Source organism: Leptospira barantonii (assembly GCF_002811925.1).
Classification (GTDB): Bacteria; Spirochaetota; Leptospiria; order Leptospirales; family Leptospiraceae; genus Leptospira; species Leptospira barantonii.
Genome location: NZ_NPDS01000002.1, coordinates 231,272 through 249,460, shown reverse-complemented (window position 1 = coordinate 249,460; position 18,189 = coordinate 231,272). Strand labels below are relative to the sequence as shown.

Sequence of the window (18,189 nt, the reverse complement as noted above, 5' to 3'; positions counted from 1 at the left end):
GCGATCTTAGTTACAAAATGTAAGAGTTCCTACTTTGAATTGCAAATCAAAGAATGTAGGAACTCATACTTTCTCATAAAAAAAGGGGACTTGCAACTGGCAAGGCCCCTTTTTCAACAACAAACAATGTGGACGGTCTACCGACCCTAAGTTTTAAACTTAGAGCGCGGAGATTCTCGCGATCGCTTCTTCCACATCTTCTTTTTTGCCGAAGGCGCTGAGACGGAAGTAACCTTCTCCCGCAGGTCCGAACCCGGAGCCCGGAGTTCCGACCACCTGAGCCTTGTCCAACAATCGGTCGAAGAAATCCCAAGAAGAAAGATTGTCGGAAGTTTTCAACCAGATATAAGGAGCGTTGACTCCGCCGAAAACTTCGTAACCGGCTTTTTTCAAACCCTCGCGTATCTTAGCGGCATTCGACATATAGTATGCGATGGATTCTTGAATTTCCTTTTTACCTTGAGGAGAATAACAAGCTTCCGCGCCTTTCTGAGTCACGTAGGAAACTCCGTTGAACTTGGTAGTATGTCTTCTGCTCCAAAGAGAATTGATGCTGACCTCTTCTCCGCCGCGCGTGCGGCCTTTGAGTTCTTTCGGAATTACTATATAAGCACAACGTAATCCTGTAAAACCCGCGGTTTTGGAGAAGGAACGGAATTCGATCGCGACTTCTTTCGCGCCTTCTACCTCATAGATGGAACGAGGAACGCCGGGTTCGCTGATAAACGCTTCGTATGCGGAATCGTAAAGAATGATGGAATTGTTTTTCTTCGCGTATTCCACCCAAGCCTTTAAGGATTCTTTCGTAGTTACGGTTCCGGTCGGGTTGTTCGGATAACAAAGATAAACGATGTCCGCTTTTTCTTTCGGAATCTCGGGTTGAAATCCGTTCTCCTTTGTCGCGGGCATATAAATCAGATTGGAATATCTTCCATCCGCTCCGATTTCACCGGTTCTTCCGGCCATCACGTTCGTGTCGACGTAAACCGGATAAACCGGATCCGCGACCGCGATCTTCGCATCGGTGGAAAAGATTTCTTGAATATTACCACAATCGCATTTAGATCCGTCGGAAACGAAAATTTCACTTTCGTCGATTTTGATTCCGAGAGAACCGTAATCGTTGTCCGCGATCGACTTTAGTAAAAATGAATATCCTTGCTCCGGTCCGTAACCGTGAAAACCTCCGGAGGTTCCCATTTCTTTGGAAGCTTCGACCATCGCGTTTACGACGGAAGGAACGATCGGAAGAGTTACGTCTCCGATTCCCAAACGAATGATTTTTGCGGAAGGATTTTTTTCGGAGTAAGCCTTGACTCGTTTTGAAATTTCGGGGAACAAATATCCCGCTTTTAATTTTAAATAATTCTCATTGATGTTCGCCATCTTCGTTTTCCCTATCGATTAATTTTCTTCCGGCAAAACCTTCTTCGTAACCGTGTTCGAAAAGAAGATCCTCTTCTCCGAGGTGCCAGCAATAATATCCGTTACCGTTGTCGAAATCTATAAGCCAAAGACCTTTGACTTCGATTCCATATTCCTGAATTTTGGAGGACCATTCGAAGATGGATCTTCGAACCTCTTCCTCCTTGTTTTCCATTTCATTCTCGGGAAAAATTTTTTCCCGAAGTTGAACGGTCATCTCCGATACGTAAGAATAATATCCTTCCGTAATCTCCCTGACTACGGGTAGAATTTTACGAGCCTCTTCGTATGTCCAGAGTTTCCGCTCCAAGAAGATTAGAAATCCTGTCCCAAAGAAAGACAAAGCAAGGCCATTCTACTCACGACCCCGTATCTCGCTTGTCTGAAGTAAGCCGCGTTCGGCAGGTCGTCCACATCCGTGGAAAGTTCGTTCACACGCGGAAGAGGATGTAGAATCGTGGTTTCCTTTTTGGAAGCGAGAATCAACTCCTTGTTGATCTTAAAAAGATCCTTGAGTCGTTCGTATTCTTTATGATCCGGAAATCTTTCCTCTTGGATTCTCGTAACGTATGCGACGTCACAATCCCAAACGGCCTTGATGTCCGTGGTTTCTTCCAGAGTAAGAGAATGACCTTCCAAACCCTTCTTATAAGAATCTGGCAACGACAACTCCGGAGGAGAAATCAGATAAAGTTTAACCTTATAGTGTCTGAGCAAATTGATAAGCGAATGAATCGTTCTTCCGTATTTGAGATCGCCGATAAACGCGACCGTCAAGCCGTCTAACGTTCCTTTTTCGGAGATGATCGTATAAAGATCGAGAATAGCTTGAGTCGGATGTTGACCCGCTCCGTCTCCCGCGTTGATGACCGGAATTTTAACCGCACCCGCGGCGATTCTGGAAGAACCTTCGACCGGATGACGGATCACCGCGATGTCCGCGTAGGCTTCGATCATCTTCATGGTGTCATACAACGTTTCCCCTTTCGAGATGGAGGAGAATTGAAAACCCACGGTGGAGATCACACGTCCGCCGAGACGTTCCATCGCGGCTTCGAACGAAAGTCTCGTTCTTGTGGAGGCTTCGAAGAACAACGAAGCCAAAAGTTTTCCCGTTAAGATGCCGAAGGCTTTGTTCTGTTCGACCAAACGCTCCATATCTCTCGTTTTACCGATGAGAAAATCGAGATCCGCCTTTGAGAATTGTTCCGTATCGAGGACGTTCTTATGATTATAGGACATTAAGCGACAGAATGTAGAAAAACCCCCGTTTGACAATCAAATTGAGTTAGGAGTTTCGAGATTTTTCGGGAAGAATCAAAAGGCCTTTCAGTTGTCGAAACGCTTGTTTCACAAGAGAAAGATCCATCGAATCCCGGGAATTCTCGAATTGAATCGGAAGACGATTCCAAGGACAACCCGGAAAATGATGATGTACTCGATGATAATTGAAATGGAGGAACAACGAGGAAAAAGATTTCGGAAGAGATAGGTTGAAGGAAGAATAAACGTTATCCAATTCCTTTCCGTAGTGATAAGAATGGTCCAAGAAAGAAACGATAAACCCTCTCAGAAACAATACGCATAACAAAAACGAAAAGGAAGAACCGCCAAGATGAAACGCGGTTCCGAACAAAAGAAGAATCCATAAAGAATCGATCCTGAGTTCTCGAACGATTTCCGTTTTTTGAATCTGTTTAAAGAAAGCCTTATGAACCGGAAACTTGGAAACGTATCGATCGGCGATCCGCGTCGTAAAAGAAAGCGGAAGACTCAAAAGAAAACCGCCCGCAACTTCCAAAAAGTAAGTTCCTAAAAACAGACGAACGTAGTAAAAAACTTTTTGAACAAGAATCGGCCCCGCGTCGGCTTCGACGTATTCGATTCGTTCCCCTTCCGCACGGTTGAATTTATGATGCATGAGATGAGCCGTTTTTACGACCTGATACGGAGTTCCGAAAAGAATACAAAGAATTCTTCCCGAAAGATGACTTTCATCGCGGGAGTTGGAAAAGTTTCCATGAACACATTCGTGGATCAAGGCCCAAAGAGTATAGGAGAAGATCGTGGAAGCTAAGATGAGAATGAAATCGATCCAAAACATTGCGGACGACAAGCCGAAGATCGCAGAATTGAAAGGCTTCCAAAAATAAATACAAAGAAAGAATACGCTTAACAAAAACGCGATCGTTCGGTTTGTTTTTTCGGGAAGATTTCTACGAGGAGCCTGAGACATCTGCAATCTAAAAAAGGGACTTTTTCCTTTTTGAAAAGGATCGCGATTTCATGCAATTGAAAATGGTCGAAAATTACGGATCGAATCGTGGATCGGGTCGATGTTTCGAAGTATGGATCGACCGTGTTTGAAATTTCAAAAAATTCCAACCCGGGTTTCAATAGAAAGAATGAAAACGATCCACAAAAACCCGGGCTTGAATGCGAACAGAACCTTCGTTTGTTCGCGTTATCATAACAACATTCAGTTTTTAGAATATTCTCCTTTCGGAATCAAGAACGGAGAGGATCAATATCCGCCCCCTCCTCCGCCTCCACCACCGCCGCTGGAGCCCCCACTGCTACAAACCGCAAGAACGCCCAGATACAACGAATCACAAGCGCCCATCGTGGGATTGGAAGCCGAACAAGCTAAATAAGCCGCGGTCGCGGTCTGACATTTTTTCTTATCGTCGTCTTTTTTGGCCTGATCTTGGTTGAGTCCGTAGTTGGAACAGGACAACAAACTCAAGAATGTTAAAACTGAAATTCCCCAAAGAGTTAAAAGCTTCACTGAATTTCTCCTTTTCAAAATCGAAATGTTTTCTTTCGAATCAATTCGAGGATAACATTCACGATCGCAAAAGAAATAGAAAAATAAAAAGCGGGTCCGCTCGGGGAACATACTCATTGTTTTATGGAACAAAGACTTGCTCTTGTTCGGGGAAGGGCCGATTTTACATTTCAAGTATTTTTCTTTCGGACACTTTGTCGGACCAAATAAAAATAAATTCTTGCAAGAACGAAAAAACCGGATTCTCCCCTTCGATTTTGAAAAGAAGATTCGCAGAACTTTCCAGGATTCAGGAACCTGGTGAAAAATTCGGGATCGAACGTTTCAATCTGCCTTATGAAAAAAATTCTTCTACTCCTCACCATTCTTATCTTACTTCAAACCTGTTTTCCAGTGGACCCGGAAAGAGTTCGGTCTTCTCACTTTCAGGACGGCAAATATCACAATATCGAAGATGACGATAAACTGAATAAAGGTTTCCTCGCGGTCATTCGCTGGAAACTCTTCGGTCCGAGCGACCCTCCAGCCGTAGAAGGAAACCTGGAAAAAATTCCGGATGTGATTCCAAGAAAGAAAGAGGATTTTCTCGCGCCCGAAGGTAAGGTGAGAATTATCTGGCTCGGACATGCAACCGTGTGGATCGCCGCGAACTTTCACGGCAAAAGAATGCACATTCTTACCGATCCGATCTTTACCGGAGTTCCACCTTTTGTTAAGCGACTTACCGAACTTCCGATCCAACCCGAGGACCTTCCCGGTGTGGATGTCGTAGTTATCAGCCACGCCCACAGGGATCATTTGGATATAGATTCCATCAAAAGAATTCAGAAATTATTTCCGGAAGTGACTCTGCATCTTCCATCCGGTATGGGAGAATTCGCAAAGGACGAAGGTTTTGAAAACTCGGTCATCCAAGAATGGTGGAACGTTACCGAATACGCCGGAACCAAGATCCACTTTCTTCCCGCAAAACACTGGAGTAGAATGGGACTGACCGACACGAATCAGTATCACTGGGGAAGTTACGCATTCGAATTTGAGAATATTAGAATATACTTCGGTGGTGATACCGGCTTTTCGAAACATTTCTCCGAAATCGGAAAACGTTTTCCTCAAGGATTTTCGGCGACCCTTCTTCCGATCGGCGCGTTCAAACCGAGATGGTTCATGGAAGCCGCGCATATCGGACCTAAAGAAGCCTTGGAAGCAAGCGGCATTCTTCGTTCTTCTCTTCTTTTGCCGGTTCACTGGGGAACGTTCGCGCTGGGAGACGATCTTCCTTCGGAGGCTCCTCTTTATCTCAAGAAGTTGCATTCCGAAAAAAACGGAGCCGCACCTCCTCTTAAAGTTTGGACGATGGGCGAAATCATCGATCTTTGATGTAAAGAAGAACTTCGATTAGAAATCTGTGGGAGATCCTACAAAATTCACTTTACTCTAAGTTTCGAAAGCCTCGTGTGGAACCATGATCTCAGGGCTCAAAGGAATTCTCAAAAAATTGGAAGTCGGTTTTGCGCATATCGAAACCGGCGGAGTAACGTACGAGGTTACGATTTCCTTTAAAACCTACCTGGAACTCAAAAGTATTCCCTCCGCAAAGGACGTTCAACTTCATATCTTTCACGCAATGAGCGAAAGAGGTCAGAGGCTTTTCGGATTCTTAACCGAACAGGACAAAGAATTTTTCAAGGTCATCAAAGGCCTTCAAGGAATCGGAGAATTGACGGCGCTCAAAATTCTTTCCTTTTTTTCCGCGGAAGACTTATATAGAATCGCTCAATCCGGCGAGGCCAAGGAACTCGAAAAGATTCCCAAAGTAAAAGGCAAAACATCGGAAAAGATTTTCTTCGAGGTAAAGCAGAATCTGAAAAAGTTGGAACTCTTCTTATCGGGTTCCTCGAAAGAACTTTCGGTCGTTCTACCGACCTCTTCCCAAACCCCCGAAGAAGCGGCCTTCTCGAGAAAACGAGAAATCGCGATTCTCGGTTTGGTTCAATTGGGTTTTGAGGAAAAAACGGCGAGCAAGGAAGTGGATAAGGTTTTGAAAAATTCTCCGGAAACCGATCCGGGCGAGATCATCCGGGAAATTCTAAAGAGTTTGTAAGAGTTCCCACAAAATTACTTCAAACCTGGCTACTTTTCGAAAGGCTAAACTGAACTGACTTGCTTACGCGGAGTTCCCACAAGTTTCCCCGATCCCAATCCCTTGAAATCATTCGGGCCCAAAACTTCCGCACCGAATCGCCAATCCTCTGAATTTTTTACTGACACCAGAGTTCCCGCCGAAAACATTATAAATTTAGAGTAAACTTTACCTCCTACTAAAAGCACTGAACTAAGTTCAATGAAGGTTAATTCATGAAAATTCACGAGTATCAGGCAAAAGAAATCCTGAGAAGGCACAAAGCCAACGTCCCATTTGGTGTCGTAATCGATAAGAAAGAAAACGGATCCAAAGCCCATGACGAAGTTACCTCCAAAACCGGTGGTTCTGTCGTAGTTGTAAAAGCGCAAATCCACGCAGGTGGACGCGGAAAGGGTGGCGGCGTAAAAGTAACCAAAACGAAAGAAGATGCAACCGCCGCAATAGACAAAATTCTCGGCATGCAACTCATCACTCCCCAAACCGGACCTGAAGGAAAGAAAGTCCTGAAAGTGTATCTGGAACAGGGAATCGATATCGCAAAGGAATATTATCTAAGTATTCTACTCGATCGTTCCATTCGCAAAACCATCATCATGGCTTCCACAGAAGGTGGAATGGAAATCGAAGAAGTAGCGGAAACTCATCCTGAAAAAATCCTGAAAATCGCAATCGATCCCGGAATCGGTCTCCAAGTAAATCAAGCAAGACAACTTGCTTTCGATCTTGGACTTCCTTCCGAATCCCACAAATCTTTCCAAAGTTTGGTGATGGCGATTTACGAAGCGTATATCAAAGAAGACGCTTCTCTTTTGGAAATCAACCCTCTGATTCTTACCAAACAAAACGAAATCATCGCGGGCGACTGTAAAATCGACCTCGACGAAAACGCTCTCTACCGTCACGCGGACAACGCGGCTTTCAGAGACATCACCGAAGAGGATCCTCTCGAAGTTCAAGCTTCCGAGTTCAACCTCAACTACGTCAAGTTAGACGGAAACATCGGTTGTATGGTCAACGGCGCCGGACTCGCAATGGCGACTATGGACATCGTAAAACTCGCCGGTGCGGAACCCGCAAACTTCCTCGACGTAGGAGGTGGAGCGAACAAGACCACCGTAACCAACGGATTCAAAATCATCCTCGGTGATCCGAACGTAAAAGGAATCTTCGTAAATATCTTCGGCGGAATCGTTCGTTGCGATATGGTTGCCGAAGGAATCATCGAAGCGGCTAAGGCTGTGGATCTTAAGGTTCCTCTCGTGGTTCGTCTCCAAGGAACCAACTCGGAACTCGGAAGAGAAGTCCTCAACAAAAGCGGACTGAAAATTACCGGAGTCGACGATCTCCGTGAAGCGGCAAGCACCATTGCCAAACTCATTCAATAAGAGAGAACACACATGGCAGTATTAGTAGATGAAAATACAAAAGTCGTAGTTCAAGGAATCACCGGTAAGGAAGGTTCTTTTCACGCGACACAAATGCTCGCTTACGGCACGAAAGTCGTAGCCGGAGTTACTCCCGGAAAAGGCGGAAGCAAATGGGAAGATAAGGTTCCCGTATTCAACACGATCCAAGATTCCGTAAAGAACGAAGGCGTAAACGCCGCTGTTATTTTCGTTCCCCCGGCATTCGCCGCGGACGCGATCATTGAAGGAATTCTCGCGGAACTTCCGCTCGTGATTTGTATCACGGAAGGAATTCCTACACACGATATGTTGAAGGTTTACAGCGTCCTTAGAAACTCCAAAACCAGACTTGTGGGACCAAACTGCCCCGGAGTAATCACTCCTCGCGCAAAACAAAAACTCGGAATTATGCCCGGTTTTATCCACAGCCCAGGTTCGGTTGGAATTGTTTCCCGTTCCGGAACCTTAACTTACGAGTCTGTTGCTCAGATCACGAAACAAGGTCTGGGACAATCCACTTGTATCGGAATCGGCGGGGACCCTGTTCCAGGAATGAACCACACCGAAGCGATCAAATTGTTGAACGAAGACCCTGAAACCAAGGGAATCGTAATGATCGGTGAAATCGGCGGAACTTCCGAAGAAGAAGCCGCAGAATACATCAAGAATTACGTAAAAAAGCCTGTGGTAGGTTTTATCGCTGGTCAAACCGCTCCTCCAGGCAAAAGAATGGGGCACGCGGGTGCGATCATCAGCGGCGGTTTAGGAACTGCGGCCTCCAAAATGAAAGCGATGCAGGAAGCGGGCATTCAAGTTTGCCAATCTATCGCCGAAGTTGGAGAAAAAATGAAGAAGGCTCTGGGTTAACCAGGGTCTATTCTTACAAGGGTCCAAAACGGAAGGAGCACGGAATGGAAAATAAAGTCAAAAATTCTCAAACAAGGATTCCGAAAGTTCGGGAAATTTCCCGGATACTTTTAGGAAGTTTCGTTCTTCTTCTGTCTACGACACTTTTCTCGGAAGGTGCGACAACAAACACGACGCTCAAACTTTCCACGGAAGAAACCGTAAAACGCGCCCTCGAAAGTAATTATAGCTTACAGAACCTTCGTTATGAATTGGCGAAATCCGATACGAACTTTCTAAAAAACGATTCCAAGTATTCCTGGAGATTGGTAGCGGACGGAAGAGCGAGTCAGTCCATTCTTCCTTTTAACCAAGCGAACCTCCTCTCAGGAACGAAGATCTCCGACGATACCATCAAGGGTGGGATCGAAAAAACTCTTCAAACGACCGGAACCTACTTCAAAGTGGAAGCCGGAACGAGAAGATTCGACTCGAACGCGTTTGAAAACGCGGCCACAACTCCCGCGGGATTTGCGGCATTGGGAATTCCTCCTCTTTATACGGGATTTGTAAGAGCGACGATCAGTCAGGACTTACTCAAAAACTCTTTCGGTTATAAGGGAAGAAACGAAGTAAAAATTCTCGAGTCCCAAGCAGAGATCGCAAAGAACCAAGTATCTCAACAAATCTCCGGTGTAATCGTGGATTCTCTTGTCGACTTTTGGGACTATTCCATTAAAACCCAAGCCGTTAAGACATACAAACAACTCGTAGAGAATACCAAAAACATCCGCAATCTTACCGTTCGTAAACAAGGCCTCGGACTTTCGGAGAGTTTCGAAGTCAATCAGTGGAACGCACTTCTTGCCCAAGCGGAAAACCAATTGGAAACCGCTCAGGTTCAAAAAGAAGAAGCAAAACGTAAACTCGTTCGTTCCTTAAAAATTCCGGACGGAACCACTCTTTCCGAAGAAACCAATCTTCTCGAAGATCTGTCTGAAAAACCGGAATATACAAAAGATTTAGAATATGCTTATAAACACAGAGCCGACTTTTTAAACGCTCTGAAACAAAAAGACATCGCGGAAGCGGCGTTAAAAAACGCGAACAACGATCGTCTTCCTACTCTGACTCTTTCCGGAACCGGAGCGAGCCAGGCTCAGAACATCGTTTCTCCTCAGGAGAATTACGTAGATTCAACCCACGGAATCACAACCGCGAAGTATAAAGAATGGACCGGACAAATGAACTTCGTCTATCCGATCATGGACAAAGGAATTTTCGCGGGAGTTCGCGACGCAAACATCGGAATGCGTCAGGCTACACTGAGAGAAGAAGAATTGAAAAACGAAGTGAGAGACGACGTAAAAACTCGGATCGAAGCTCTTGAAGCAAGCCATAGAATTTTTAAAAACAACATCATCACCGAAAGGGAAAGTAACAGCTACTACAACGGAGTTCTTCGTAGTTTCCGTCAAGGTAGAGCCGACGCGGTTTCCGTAAAGAACGCGTTAGACACACACGTTCAAGACGAGCTCAGACTGACTCAGGCGAAAGTGAACTTCAACATCGATCTTCTGCGTTATTATCTCGCGAAGAATTCCTTGCTCGAACGCTTTCAAGTGGAACGAGACAAACTACTCCCGAACTTAGATTGATAGAAAGAGGCCGAGGTACGATTGAGAAAGAGTTTTTTTGTAGCCCTCGGCCTATTCTTTGCCTCCATTCTTCTCGGTTTTCTCGTTTGGAAAATTGCAACGCGCAAAACCGATTCCGTTTATAAGAATTTTTCCAAAGGAAACTGGGACGACGTAGTTTTAGAGGTTCTTTCCAAAAAGGATCCGGACTTGGAAGATTATTCTTACGCGTCCATGTCTCTTGCGGAATACAACTCGCAACTTCTTACCGTCTCCGCCGAAAAGAAAGAAAGAGTCGCACAGAAGTTCGCGGACAAATCCGGGCTTAAATTTTCAAAACGAGAAGTGGGCGGAAGAACGATCTTCACGTTCGAGGACAGATTCTTTTCGTTTTTACCGGACGGTTCTTTTTTAAAAACAAGAGCCCTTTGTAAAAAACTCACCTTAGGCGCCGAATACGAAACTCAGGATATTCTTTCCCGTTATCTTACGAAATTAATTTCTTCCAACCCTCTTCCGCTTTACAACGAATACAACCAAGCCCTTCTCAAATCTTTGTCCGCGGGAAGCGCGAAAGAACTGGACGAAACCGGAAGAACAAAACTGGCTCGACTGCTCGAATATTTTTCGGGAAGAGAGGATTCTCCGTTTAGCGGCGGTAAGGCGAAAATCGAAGGAAAGAATCTAAACGTTAGAACGGGACCGGGAACCGAAAATCCGATCGCGTTTCAATTTAAGGGCGGAGAAACCGTATTCATTCTCGATCGCGATTCCCGCACGGAAACGATCGCGGGCAAACGCGGAAACTGGAATCAGGTTTTGGATCTGAGAAACGGAAGCGTCGGCTGGATCTTTTCGGGCTTTCTGAAAAATATTTCCTCGGATCTTTCGATCTCCCAAAACATGGAAGAATCCTTCCGCGCATTGGATCGTTCTCCCGTTTGGGATTTCGAATCTTGGAAAGAATCTTCGCCTCCGAACGGGTTCCAAGGTGAATACCATCCCACGGAAAAGATCGCTCTCGACGGCGACACGGGCATCGTTCTCCATTCTTCCAAAAATAAATACGATCTGGTTTGCCGTTCCGTCGAAGAACCGTTTCGCGATCTTGAATTCTATCTCGCATTTTTAGGCGGAGACGAAAGCCTTCCGGTTTTTACGTTATTCGCCGGTTCGCCGGGCGACTTACGCAAGGCCTTTGAAATCGAAATGGATAAGGAAAGTATTTCCATCAACCGCAATCGATACATCACCGGAGACAACTTTTCGAAGAAGAGATTTCGTCTAAATATACAAAGCGGCGGTTCCGGTTTTCAGGGCGGTTTGATCGTTTCGGAAAAAAGGGTTCTTTCGGGAATCGATTCACTGGAATCGATAGACTCAAGTTCCGGAATTCGTTGGAGACTTTGTCTTCCCATGGCGAGAGAGAATGGAGATTCGAGTTTGAGCGTTTTTCAATTCAAGTTCGTCCCGTAATAAGCGATAGTAAATTAGAATATTCTAATAGAGAGATTTCCATGCCGACATACGACTACAAATGTAAAGCCTGCGGACAAACGTTCGAGATATTTCACGCGATGAAAGACGATCCCGTCAAAGATTGTCATCTTTGTGGAAAACAAGGGGACGTGGAAAGAATGATTTCCAACGGATCCGGGATCATCTTCAAAGGAACCGGTTTTTACGTGACCGATTACAAAAAGAGCGGTTCGGGTTCGGGCGAATCCGCAAAATCCTCGGCGTCTTCGGACTGATTCGGTTTTAACTTGGGACGACTCGGAATTCTCGCCGGAGCGGGAGAACTACCTCATATCGGAATGAAAGAGGCTCTCGCGGCTGGCGAAGATCCGATCTTTCTTTCCATCATCGAATCCGATTTCCAACCCGGAAATTACGGAAATCGAAATCTTCCGATTCACATCGTCAAGATCGGAGCCCTTATGAAGTTGTGCAAACAACAGGGAATCGATCGTCTTCTTCTACTCGGAAAGGTCAAAAAGGAAATCATATTCAAAAACCTTAAATTCGATCTGAAAGCGATCAGTCTTTTGGCGAGAATGATCAACAAACACGATTACTCGATTTTCAAAACGGTTTCGGACGAGTTCGCAAAGGAAAAGATCACGATCATTTCCCAAAAGACGTATTTAAAATCCCTCTTTCTTCCCGAAGGACGATACACGAAAAAATCCCTTTCCAAAAAGGAACTCGAAGACGTCGCGTTCGGAATGGAATATGCGGAGAAGATGGCCGCGCTCGATATCGGCCAAACCGTCGTGGTTCTCGACAAATCGGTTCTTGCCGTGGAAGCGGTGGAAGGAACCGATCTCGCGATCAAACGAGGCGGTTCTTACGCGAAAAAAGGAAAGGCGGTCGTGTGTAAAAGTTCCAAACCGGGTCAGGATCATCGTTTTGATCTTCCCACCGTCGGCGAGGAAACCTTGAAGACTATGTATGAAAACAACTGCGGAATCTTGGCGCTTCGCACGGGTGAAACGATCATCGTACATCCAAAAGAATTTATTAACCTTGCAGAAAAATTAAAAATCCACATCTTGAGTATCGGCAGTGGCAACCTTACGAAAATCAACTCTACAACCCAAAAAATCCGGTAATCAACCCGCATCCAAACGTTCGATTACCGCTTCGATCAAGAAGGAAGATCCGAAAATTCTCATGTTAGCGGGAGAACATTCGGGCGATCTTTTGGGTGGAGAACTCATACGAGAACTCAAGAAAAACTTTCCCGATCTCGAAACGTTCGGCGTCGGCGGGGAAAGAATGATCGAAGAAGGTTTTACTTCGATTGAATCCATGGAAGAACTTTCCATCATAGGATTTTCAGCGATTCTTTTTAAATACAGATTCTTAAAGGCTTTGATCGGAAGACTTCTCGACGTCGCCATCGAAAAGAATTGCACACACGCGATTCTCATCGACTATCCCGGTTTTAATCTTCGTCTGGCCAAAGAATTGAAGAAACTCGGGATCACCGTCATCTTTTATGTTTCTCCGCAACTCTGGGCTTGGAAGTTCAATCGAATCTATACGATCCGAGACAATATAGATCTGATGCTCGTTCTATTTCCGTTTGAGAAAGATATTTACGATCGTTACGGAGTCCCCTGCGAATTCGTGGGGCATCCTCTTGCGGTTCGACTTCGGGAAAAAATCCGTAAGGAAGCGGTTATTGCCGAGCCCGAAGACAAAACTCATTTTCATTCGGTCATCACTTTGATGCCCGGTTCTAGAAGCGGTGAAATCCGAAGAATTCTGAACGATCTTTTGGAGACAGCAGGACAACTTTCCGATCACTACGAGAACGAAAAAAAGAAGGTTCGTTTTCTTTTGCCGAATATCAACCAGAAGGAAGAGGTTTATATTCTCGAGCAGATCGAACTTGCTAAAACGAAATACGTAAACCTGAAAATCGAATATCTGTTCGACCGTTCTCTTCGCGCGATCGAAGCCTCGGATCTTGTCTTAGTGACTTCCGGAACCGCAACCCTCGAAGTCGCCTACTTCGAAAAACCGATGATCATACTTTACAAAGTCAGCATGTTGACCTATGTGATCGGTTCCTTGTTCATCAAAACCCCTCATATCGGTCTTGTGAACATCCTTTCGGGTAAGGAAATTTGCAGAGAAATCGTTCAAGCGGAATGTACACCGGCTCATATCGTGGAAGAATCGATCGCACTTTTGGAAAACAAAAAGTATAGAACGAAAACGATCGAAGAGATCCGCAAGGTCAAGGAAGCCTTAGGCAACGAGAATTCTTCCAGACACGCTTCGAGAGAAATCACGAAATTGATCAAGGGAATTTACAAAAGAACCGGCGTCGCGAGCGTCGAAAAAATCGGAGAACCGACTTAAAAAACTCGGACTTTTCTTAGAAGAATTTTCAGATCATAATCCGAAAGTTTTTATCTTTTTACTGAAAGAGTTCGCAACCTTGTAGACAGCTTTTTTTCGTATCGTTGCAAAACATTACGGTCGATGCGAGCATCACCGTAGTAAATGTCTTCGCGGTAGAACTCGAATTGGGCCCGTTCGTCATATCTTCAAAACCGATCTTATATTCTCCGGCGGAAGCGGACGTACAACGTATGTAAAGATATTCCGTATTGGTTACGTTCGTCGTAATTCCGGAAGCGCTCAAAAAACCTTTCGATATCAACCCTCCGCTCGGATTGACAGTCATATTCGAACCTTGATACGGACCTACAAACAGATCACAGGATACGTTGCCGGAAATAAGGGAAATCTTATACGAAGAACTTAAACTCGAAGAATAAACGAAGAAGTCGTATTCGCCCGCCGGATTGATATTCGCGGTCAAAGAAGTCGATTGAATCGTGGGAAGAGGTTTTAACTGTGCGTTTGAAAACGTATCATTGGAACCGATCGTTTCGTTGTCCGCGTTAACCCCGAAGAAAGAACCGGATGTCGCATTATTTAAATATAAAATCGGAATCGAAGAATAACAACTCTTTGCGGATTTCTTACATTCGTTTACGCATACCTCGTGAAATACGACGCCCTCCGGGGAAGCGCCCATATTACATCGGACAAACATAGAAATCAAAAAAAGAATCAAAGGCCGAACGAACTTCATGAAGCCAATATTTTTGAGATCGGCTTTGTGAAAACCAATTATCGGGAAAGCGCGTATAACGTTTAACGGGAACCGTTATCCGAAGAAAGTCTTTTTAATACGACCAGGTCGTCTCCCCAAAGTCCCTGCCAAGTATTCGACTTGAGTTCGCGAAATAAAAAATAACCGCTCGGAGTTTCTTCCCCTCTTCTTCTGAGTTGAAGACCGTCCCCGTCCTCGATCAAATACAACTTAGTCTCGTTGTCTTCCTCGAGAAGAATGGCCTCTTTTTCGCTGATAAACCGAATCTGCATCGAAGGAACGATAGGAGAAACCCTCCAGGTTCCGATCAAATCGATTCTCGATTGTGAGTCTTTCCCCAAAGGAATATCAGTTTTTTTGAATATATAAAGATAAATTCCGAAAACGAGCAGAATCGTCAGAAGAACTCCGGCGACGACTAAAACTATCTGTCTCCTGTTGATTCCAGTTTGCATTCTCCGGATTCCTCCCTGAATTTTCTGCCGATAAAGGTATCGTTCAACTTTCCGTTTGCGCTGATCCGAATCCGATTTGGTTCCACGGCGCCGTAACCGGTAAGATCTGCGGTTTCGTTTTTCCAAAAGATATTTCTGTAATACGATAATGTGGGAAGAATATTCTGTTCGTATCCGAAGTCGAAAGGTTCTCTGAGATTCAAAGGAAGAGATCTTTTGTCCTGAAAACGGGAACGATTGAAACTCACGTTGTTCAAAACGTTTAAGGAATTGTGGAGCGCTAAAAAGTCGTCCCCGAACAAACGAATCGAAATATCGGAAGTCACCGTTTCCGGCACGAGCAACGCGCCGCAGAAACCGTTCACCGTTTCTTCCCAAGGCATCTCCGTAACCTTCAGTCTCAGATCCATATACGGATTGTCCTGACCGAAGGTAAAATTCGCGAACGCTTCTACGAATTGATTCTCCCCTTGAAACCCTTTTAGATCCAATCTTGAAAAGAACGGAATCACTTTTCCGTCCAAGGTGACCCTTCCGAGATCCTTATCCTTGAATCGAAACGATTTCAACTTCCAGTGAACGGTGAACGTAAGATACTCTATTAGATATTTGTAAAATGGAGTTCTGGTCCAACGGATTTCCGGAACCAGTTTTTCCTGACGGGTTTTGATATCGGTGCGAATCCAATTCTTCCAAGAATGATAAACCGGAAGAAAGTCCTTCACCGAAATACGATCGAGTTCAAGATCCCATTTCCAATCGTTGTATAAAGGATAATAAAAAGTCCCGTTGCCTCGAACCGATTTTTTCCAGCCGGTTTTGCCGGTAATCTTCGTTGAAATCGGTTCTTGAAAAAGATTTCCTTTCGCGGTAAACTCCATCAAATTTCCGGGAAGAACGTTTAGATTCGCCTGATCCAACTGAACGTCGAAGAACGGATCCTTCCAATGAAAACCCAAAAGACTCAGAGAAACTCCGCCTTTGATCCAATCGCCGTAGTTGCCCGATTCGTCCCATTTCCCTTTCAGGTTTAATTGCCCTTCGAGAATTTCGAGATCCCCGGGAAGTTGGAAAACGGATTTTAACTCCTGAATATTCTTCCAGTCCGCGAAAACTTCCCAGCTCGCGAGTTTTTTCGGATTCGCGGAATACGTTAGACGAAATAGATTCTCCTCTTTTGTAAAAGTGTGAATCTGTTTTTCGCCCGTTTCGTCGAGTTTTAGATCCATCTCGTGAACAAGATCGGCGTCCTTCAAATCCGGAACTTTTAAACCTAAGGGAAGATCCTGAAGAATTTTTCCGGAAACGTTCGTAAACTCGTTCTTTCCTTTTACGGAAACGTTTTTTCCGTTAAGAAGAATCTCATATTCTCCCGAAATTTTTCCGGAGCTCAAGGCCATCTTTCCGAATAGCGAATAAATTCCTCGGATTTTCTCGGCTTTTACATTCTGAAAACGGAATATACTTTTGGATTCTTCCGAGCCGAACTTGGTTTCGAAAGTTCCTTGGATAAATCTGGAATACGGCAAAGGAAAAAGAGAATCGCTCACGGCGACGGTGACACCTTCGGGGCGTTTGGTGATGACGATGTCGATTCCTTTGAGGGCGTTCAATACTTCTTCGCCGCCTCTGGAAATCGTGATCGTCGTATTCATCAATCGGATTTCCGGAATGTTGATCTTTTGGACGTAGTCGATCAATTCTCCCGAAATCTGATCCTGAAGATCTATGTTGATCGAGGAATCTTTCACCACGATCCCGCGTATATAAGGTTGTCCTTTCCACAAACCTCCGAGTTTAAACTGGATCTTGTTGGTTCTGAAAAGAATATGATTGAGAGCGAAATCCTCTTCTGAGGAAATCCGAAAGTCTTCGAATACGACCGCGTTCGGAAAATCGTATTCCACAACTCCGAGCGTCACCGCGCGTCCGAGTTCCTTGTTGATGAAGTTTCTGGAAAGTTCCTTTAAGCCGCGCAGATCCAAAAGATAGTTTCGAACGTAGTAGCCGACCGACTCGACTACGATCGCGTGAACCGAAACCACGATCACAAACGAAATGAGAATGATTTTCGTTCTTCTGTTTTCCTTTAAGAAAAGAAAGAAAGATCCGAGGAAGCGGAGAATATCAACAGGGGCAAAGGTTTGAAACCTCTGCCGAACCTTTTGAAATAGACTGAATTTGAGAATGGGGCGAGTTATCTTGGAAGAACCTGAGAAAGTTGTTCCTGGATTTCTTTCAGAACCGGACTCTCCGGAAACTTCTGAAGTCCCTCTTCCAGAACCATCTGACATCTTTTGAATTCCTTGATCCGCATAAAACTATTGGCTACGGTTTCGTAAAAGAGAATGTCTTTTTCAAATTCTTTCTCTCTGGATGCGCGTCCTAAAATTCCGAGAGCGAGTCCGTATTTTTCCTCTTGGTAGAGGGCTTTTGCATACATCTTTTTACGAGTTGTGGACTCGTAATTTTTATCCACGGATTCCGATTTTCTAAAATGAACGATTGCGTTTTCGGTGTCGTTGATGCCCAAGTAAGCGGTTCCGAGGTAGTGGTCTAAGTGTTCGAGACCTTTTCCTTCTTTAGAACTTTGGATTTCTTTTAAAACGATGGAAGCTTCTTTATAAGATTCGATTTGAAGCAGAAGTTTTGCTTTTTCCATGAGTAAGGACGAACGCTTTTTTTCGTCTAAATTGGAAACGGAAAGTTGGGAATCGATTCCTTGAATTTTGGAACGGACTGCGGATTCCTGAGAAAGACCCGAGTCAACGGATTTCTGACCGCTTGCACACGCGGAAAGAAGGAATATTATCACCAGAGTAAATATATTTTTGTAAAAAGTCATGT

Annotated in this window: 18 protein-coding genes; 9 read left to right on the top strand and 9 right to left on the bottom strand. The window is 44.7% G+C overall.

Annotated features, from left to right (window positions below):
- Window positions 1–159: 159 nt before the first annotated feature.
- From CH367_RS05895 to CH367_RS05875, 5 genes are all read right to left on the bottom strand, one after another.
- Window positions 160–1,386 carry an LL-diaminopimelate aminotransferase gene (locus CH367_RS05895; RefSeq protein WP_100761569.1) on the bottom strand — a complete coding sequence of 409 codons (1,227 nt, stop codon included), beginning with the start codon at window positions 1,384–1,386 and terminating at the stop codon, window positions 160–162.
- Window positions 1,370–1,735 carry a DUF2203 domain-containing protein gene (locus CH367_RS05890; RefSeq protein WP_100761568.1) on the bottom strand — a complete coding sequence of 122 codons (366 nt, stop codon included), beginning with the start codon at window positions 1,733–1,735 and terminating at the stop codon, window positions 1,370–1,372. The genes CH367_RS05895 and CH367_RS05890 overlap by 17 nt, the downstream gene beginning before the upstream one ends.
- 5 nt (window positions 1,736–1,740) lie before the next feature.
- A complete protein-coding gene (gene pyrB, locus CH367_RS05885; protein WP_100761567.1) occupies window positions 1,741–2,667 on the bottom strand; it encodes an aspartate carbamoyltransferase in 927 nt (308 codons plus the stop codon).
- A 46-nt stretch (window positions 2,668–2,713) separates the two neighbouring features.
- Window positions 2,714–3,661, bottom strand: a complete 948-nt coding sequence (locus CH367_RS05880) for a fatty acid desaturase family protein (RefSeq protein ID WP_100761566.1) — start codon at window positions 3,659–3,661, stop codon at window positions 2,714–2,716.
- A gap of 288 nt (window positions 3,662–3,949) precedes the next feature.
- Window positions 3,950–4,213: a hypothetical protein gene (locus CH367_RS05875; RefSeq protein WP_100762064.1), complete on the bottom strand. Its 264-nt coding sequence runs from the start codon at window positions 4,211–4,213 to the stop codon at window positions 3,950–3,952.
- Window positions 4,214–4,549: 336 nt separating this feature from the next.
- On the opposite strand from CH367_RS05875, the gene CH367_RS05865 reads away from it, so the two are divergent.
- The 9 genes from CH367_RS05865 (at window position 4,550) to lpxB (ending at window position 14,124) form a co-directional block, all read left to right on the top strand.
- Window positions 4,550–5,593: an MBL fold metallo-hydrolase gene (locus CH367_RS05865; protein WP_100761564.1), complete on the top strand. Its 1,044-nt coding sequence runs from the start codon at window positions 4,550–4,552 to the stop codon at window positions 5,591–5,593.
- An 85-nt stretch (window positions 5,594–5,678) separates the two neighbouring features.
- Window positions 5,679–6,317, top strand: a complete 639-nt coding sequence (gene ruvA, locus CH367_RS05860) for a Holliday junction branch migration protein RuvA (protein WP_100761563.1) — start codon at window positions 5,679–5,681, stop codon at window positions 6,315–6,317.
- A 254-nt stretch (window positions 6,318–6,571) separates the two neighbouring features.
- A complete protein-coding gene (gene sucC, locus CH367_RS05855) occupies window positions 6,572–7,744 on the top strand; it encodes an ADP-forming succinate--CoA ligase subunit beta (protein ID WP_100761562.1) in 1,173 nt (390 codons plus the stop codon).
- A gap of 12 nt (window positions 7,745–7,756) precedes the next feature.
- Window positions 7,757–8,632: a succinate--CoA ligase subunit alpha gene (gene sucD, locus CH367_RS05850; RefSeq protein WP_100761561.1), complete on the top strand. Its 876-nt coding sequence runs from the start codon at window positions 7,757–7,759 to the stop codon at window positions 8,630–8,632.
- A gap of 44 nt (window positions 8,633–8,676) precedes the next feature.
- Window positions 8,677–10,269: a TolC family protein gene (locus tag CH367_RS05845; protein ID WP_100761560.1), complete on the top strand. Its 1,593-nt coding sequence runs from the start codon at window positions 8,677–8,679 to the stop codon at window positions 10,267–10,269.
- Between the two features lie 21 nt (window positions 10,270–10,290).
- A complete protein-coding gene (locus CH367_RS05840) occupies window positions 10,291–11,724 on the top strand; it encodes an SH3 domain-containing protein (protein WP_100761559.1) in 1,434 nt (477 codons plus the stop codon).
- Between the two features lie 41 nt (window positions 11,725–11,765).
- Window positions 11,766–12,002, top strand: a complete 237-nt coding sequence (locus tag CH367_RS05835; RefSeq protein WP_100761558.1) for an FmdB family zinc ribbon protein — start codon at window positions 11,766–11,768, stop codon at window positions 12,000–12,002.
- Window positions 12,003–12,014: 12 nt separating this feature from the next.
- Window positions 12,015–12,863, top strand: coding sequence for an LpxI family protein (locus CH367_RS05830; RefSeq protein ID WP_100761557.1), 849 nt, complete (start codon window positions 12,015–12,017; stop codon window positions 12,861–12,863).
- Window positions 12,817–14,124: a lipid-A-disaccharide synthase gene (lpxB, locus tag CH367_RS05825; protein WP_100761556.1), complete on the top strand. Its 1,308-nt coding sequence runs from the start codon at window positions 12,817–12,819 to the stop codon at window positions 14,122–14,124. Before CH367_RS05830 ends, lpxB begins: the two co-directional genes overlap by 47 nt.
- Before the next feature lie 58 nt (window positions 14,125–14,182).
- Here lpxB and CH367_RS05820 read toward each other — a convergent pair whose 3' ends face one another.
- The 4 genes from CH367_RS05820 to CH367_RS05805 form a co-directional block, all read right to left on the bottom strand.
- Entirely contained in the window at window positions 14,183–14,809 is a 627-nt protein-coding gene (locus CH367_RS05820) for a hypothetical protein (protein WP_100761555.1), read from the bottom strand.
- A gap of 119 nt (window positions 14,810–14,928) precedes the next feature.
- Window positions 14,929–15,342 carry a hypothetical protein gene (locus CH367_RS05815; protein ID WP_100761554.1) on the bottom strand — a complete coding sequence of 138 codons (414 nt, stop codon included), beginning with the start codon at window positions 15,340–15,342 and terminating at the stop codon, window positions 14,929–14,931.
- Complete coding sequence (locus tag CH367_RS05810; protein ID WP_244284489.1) at window positions 15,312–17,636, bottom strand: LIC_12586 family protein; 2,325 nt, start codon at window positions 17,634–17,636, stop codon at window positions 15,312–15,314. The genes CH367_RS05815 and CH367_RS05810 overlap by 31 nt, the downstream gene beginning before the upstream one ends.
- A complete protein-coding gene (locus CH367_RS05805; RefSeq protein ID WP_100761553.1) occupies window positions 17,540–18,187 on the bottom strand; it encodes a tetratricopeptide repeat protein in 648 nt (215 codons plus the stop codon). The genes CH367_RS05810 and CH367_RS05805 overlap by 97 nt, the downstream gene beginning before the upstream one ends.
- Window positions 18,188–18,189 lie beyond the last annotated feature (2 nt).